Below are 2,978 nucleotides of genomic sequence, written 5' to 3' on the forward strand. Positions count from 1 at the left end.
CGGACGGTGAGTTTGCCATTCGTCAAGAATAGATCCCATTCCTGAAATACAGGAGACAAGGAATACTAAGATAATTTGTAAAGCAGAAATTTCCATAATCATTTCCTTAAATTAAGTTATTTTTCTTAAGTAAATCCATCATATATTGACGGCTATCGTTCGATACTTTACGCACATCCAGTTCAATACCTTTCGCATCTAATACCTTGAACGCTTCAATATCTTTATCATCAACCGCCACAGCACTGGTGATCATTTTCTTACCGTCACGATACGCCATACCACCGATATTGATTGATTTAAATTCAACGCCAGCTTCCATTAAACGCACAACATCCGTTGGGTTGGTAAAGAGCAGCATCATACGCTCGTTTGCATATTCCGGATTATTGTAAACGCGGATCATTTTATCTACCGGCACAACGTGAGCAGTGACACCCGGAGGCGCTACGCTTTTTAGCATGGTTGAACGTACCGAATCTTTCGCCACATCATCGTTTACTACAACAATACGGGTAACGCGGCTCTCTTTTGTCCACCGCGTTGCAACTTGACCGTGAATTAAACGGTCATCGATACGGGCTAAACCGATAACCAAATTCCCTTCTTTATTCACTTGAGCGACTTGCGGCTGAGGTGCTGCTTGAGCCGCCTGCGGTTGAGGTGCAGGTGCAGTTTCTTTCTCTTGATAACGTAGCGCACGAACACCTAAACGACCGGCTTCTAATGCAACTTCCACCAGTTCGTTTAATGAGGGACCGTCATCGCGAGCCATAAAGGTTTCAACCAACATCGGGACATTCACACCGGTTACGATGTCCATGTTATCTTTGCCGTCTGAAACACGATTTGCTGCATTGAAAGGGCTACCGCCCCATGTATCCACTAAAAATAGCACTTGATCGCAGTGTGCGAGTTCATTGGCTAATTTCGCTTGGTACTTACCCATAATGGTTTCTGCATTTTCACCGGGAACAAAATCGATGTAAGCCACATCGCTCTGTTCGCCAATCAACATCTCGGTCGTTTTGAGAAGCTGTTCTGCTGCGACACCGTGGGTTGCTATGATGATAGCAATGCTCATTGTTGCTCCTTATATGAGGAAAAATAGAAAGCTGTAAACTTATTCTCAAATAGAGTAAATTTCGGAGTGATTTTAAATAACCCTTTAGTTTCAGCAACTCAATTTCACCAAAAATGTGATCTATATCGCATTTTAAGCGTAATTATTTAGCTATTTGATGTTTTTTTATTCTCAATTATTTTTTATTAAAAAATAATTGACCCTGATTTACAAATTTTCCTTACAAAAAAACCGCTTGCAATAACTACAAGCGGTTGTTTTCAAATGATTTTTTGCAAATTATTCTTTCGGAAGACGTTTAATTGCGTAAATCAGCCCACCCCAAATAATGACAAGGGCTACGGTCATCATCGTGATTGCAATAGTGCTCATCTTATTTTTCTCCTTTGTGTTCCAACGGAATTTCATCTTTCCATTTCAAACGGGAAAGCAAGAATGCCACAACCATTAAACTGATCGCCATTCCCCAGCCGAATATATTAATAAACCAGCTTGGATAGCCTTCGTAACCGTCAGTCAAGATTTTTGATGCTTCACTTAACAACATAAATGCCAAAACGCCCGTCGTTAACACAATACATAAGCGCCAGATAAAACCGACTTTAAATGACGATGTTTCATTTAAATGCTTACCTAAAATACCCAAATTTTCATTTGCGACAATCACAACCAATGACACGAATGCCACCGCGACAATACCAAAATAGTTCACGAATTTATCCAATACGTCCAACATCGGTAGACCTGTCGTAGTGCCAAAAAGCAACACGGAAACCAACATCATCGGAATACCGACGACGAAGGTGGCTTTCACACGACGCATTCTTAATTTGTCTTGAATTGCGGAAATAATCACTTCAATCACCGAAACGAAAGAAGTTAAGGCGGCAAATGTTAATGAACCGAAGAATAATACCCCGATCAATTCACCGAATGGTGCTTGATTAATGATTGTCGGGAAAGCAAAGAAGGCAAGACCGATACCGCCTTTCGCCACTTCACTGACTTCTTGACCGGCTGCCGTTGCCATAAAGCCAAGGGCGGCAAATACCCCAATCCCCGCCAACACTTCAAAACTACTGTTGGCAAAGCCGACAACTAAACCGCTTCCCGTCAAATCCGAATCTTTTTTCAGATAGGACGCATAGGTAATCATGATCCCGAAGCAGATAGACAATGAGAAGAAAATTTGACCATACGCCGCAATCCATACGCTTGAATCGAATAGTTTTGACCAGTTCGGTGTAAACAATGCATCCAAACCTTTTGCCGCGCCAGGTAAAAACAGTGAATACACAACGAGAATGCCGAACATGACGACTAATAACGGCATTAAGATACCAGATGATTTCGCAATTCCTTTTTGGATACCAAATGCCAACACACCTAATGAAATAAGCCACACAGCGATAAGCGGACCGACCACCATACCGACAAATTCAAAGCTGATGCCTTGGGAAATATCCCCCATTTTCAGGAATTCTCCGACAAAGAAGTCGACCGGTTTATCTCCCCAAGCACTGTTGATTGAGAAAAACGTATAACTTGCCGCCCAACCGAGCACGACCGCATAGTAAAGTCCGATGATGACATTAACCAACACTTGCCACCAGCCGAAGGTTTCAAAATGGGGGTTAAAGCGTCGATACGATAACGGCGCACCGCCACGATGACGGTGGCCAATCGCATAATCTAAGAAAAGCAACGGAATACCGGCAGTTAACAACGCTACGATATAAGGAATCATAAATGCACCACCACCGTTTTCGTAAGTCACATAAGGGAAACGCCAAATATTTCCCAAACCGACCGCCGAACCGATAGAGGCAATAATAAATGCACGACGACCGGAGAACGTTTCTCTTTTCGACGCAGAAGATTGAACATTAGACAC

At 42.5% G+C, this 2,978-nt stretch carries 3 protein-coding genes and 1 pseudogene; all 4 read right to left on the reverse strand.

What is annotated here, in order from left to right; genetic code table 11:
- Nucleotides 1–96 (reverse strand): annotated as a pseudogene (locus tag ACEYJ7_RS02905) (PTS mannose/fructose/sorbose transporter subunit IIC); the annotation flags it as partial.
- Between the two features lie 10 nt (nucleotides 97–106).
- Entirely contained in the window at nucleotides 107–1,084 is a 978-nt protein-coding gene (gene manX / locus ACEYJ7_RS02910) for a PTS mannose transporter subunit IIAB (RefSeq protein ID WP_373777523.1), read from the reverse strand.
- A gap of 279 nt (nucleotides 1,085–1,363) precedes the next feature.
- Entirely contained in the window at nucleotides 1,364–1,456 is a 93-nt protein-coding gene (locus tag ACEYJ7_RS02915) for a methionine/alanine import family NSS transporter small subunit (protein ID WP_373777524.1), read from the reverse strand.
- Between the two features lies 1 nt (nucleotide 1,457).
- Entirely contained in the window at nucleotides 1,458–2,978 is a 1,521-nt protein-coding gene (locus ACEYJ7_RS02920; protein ID WP_373777525.1) for a sodium-dependent transporter, read from the reverse strand.

This window comes from Glaesserella sp., from assembly GCF_041814905.1.
Lineage (GTDB): Bacteria > Pseudomonadota > Gammaproteobacteria > Enterobacterales > Pasteurellaceae > Glaesserella.

Bases quoted from the DNA above. Each gene is read 5' to 3' on its own strand.
- manX (WP_373777523.1), bottom strand. From the start codon at position 1,084: ATGAGCATTGCTATCATCATAGCAACCCACGGTGTCGCAGCAGAACAG.
- ACEYJ7_RS02915 (WP_373777524.1), bottom strand. From the start codon at position 1,456: ATGAGCACTATTGCAATCACGATGATGACCGTAGCCCTTGTCATTATT.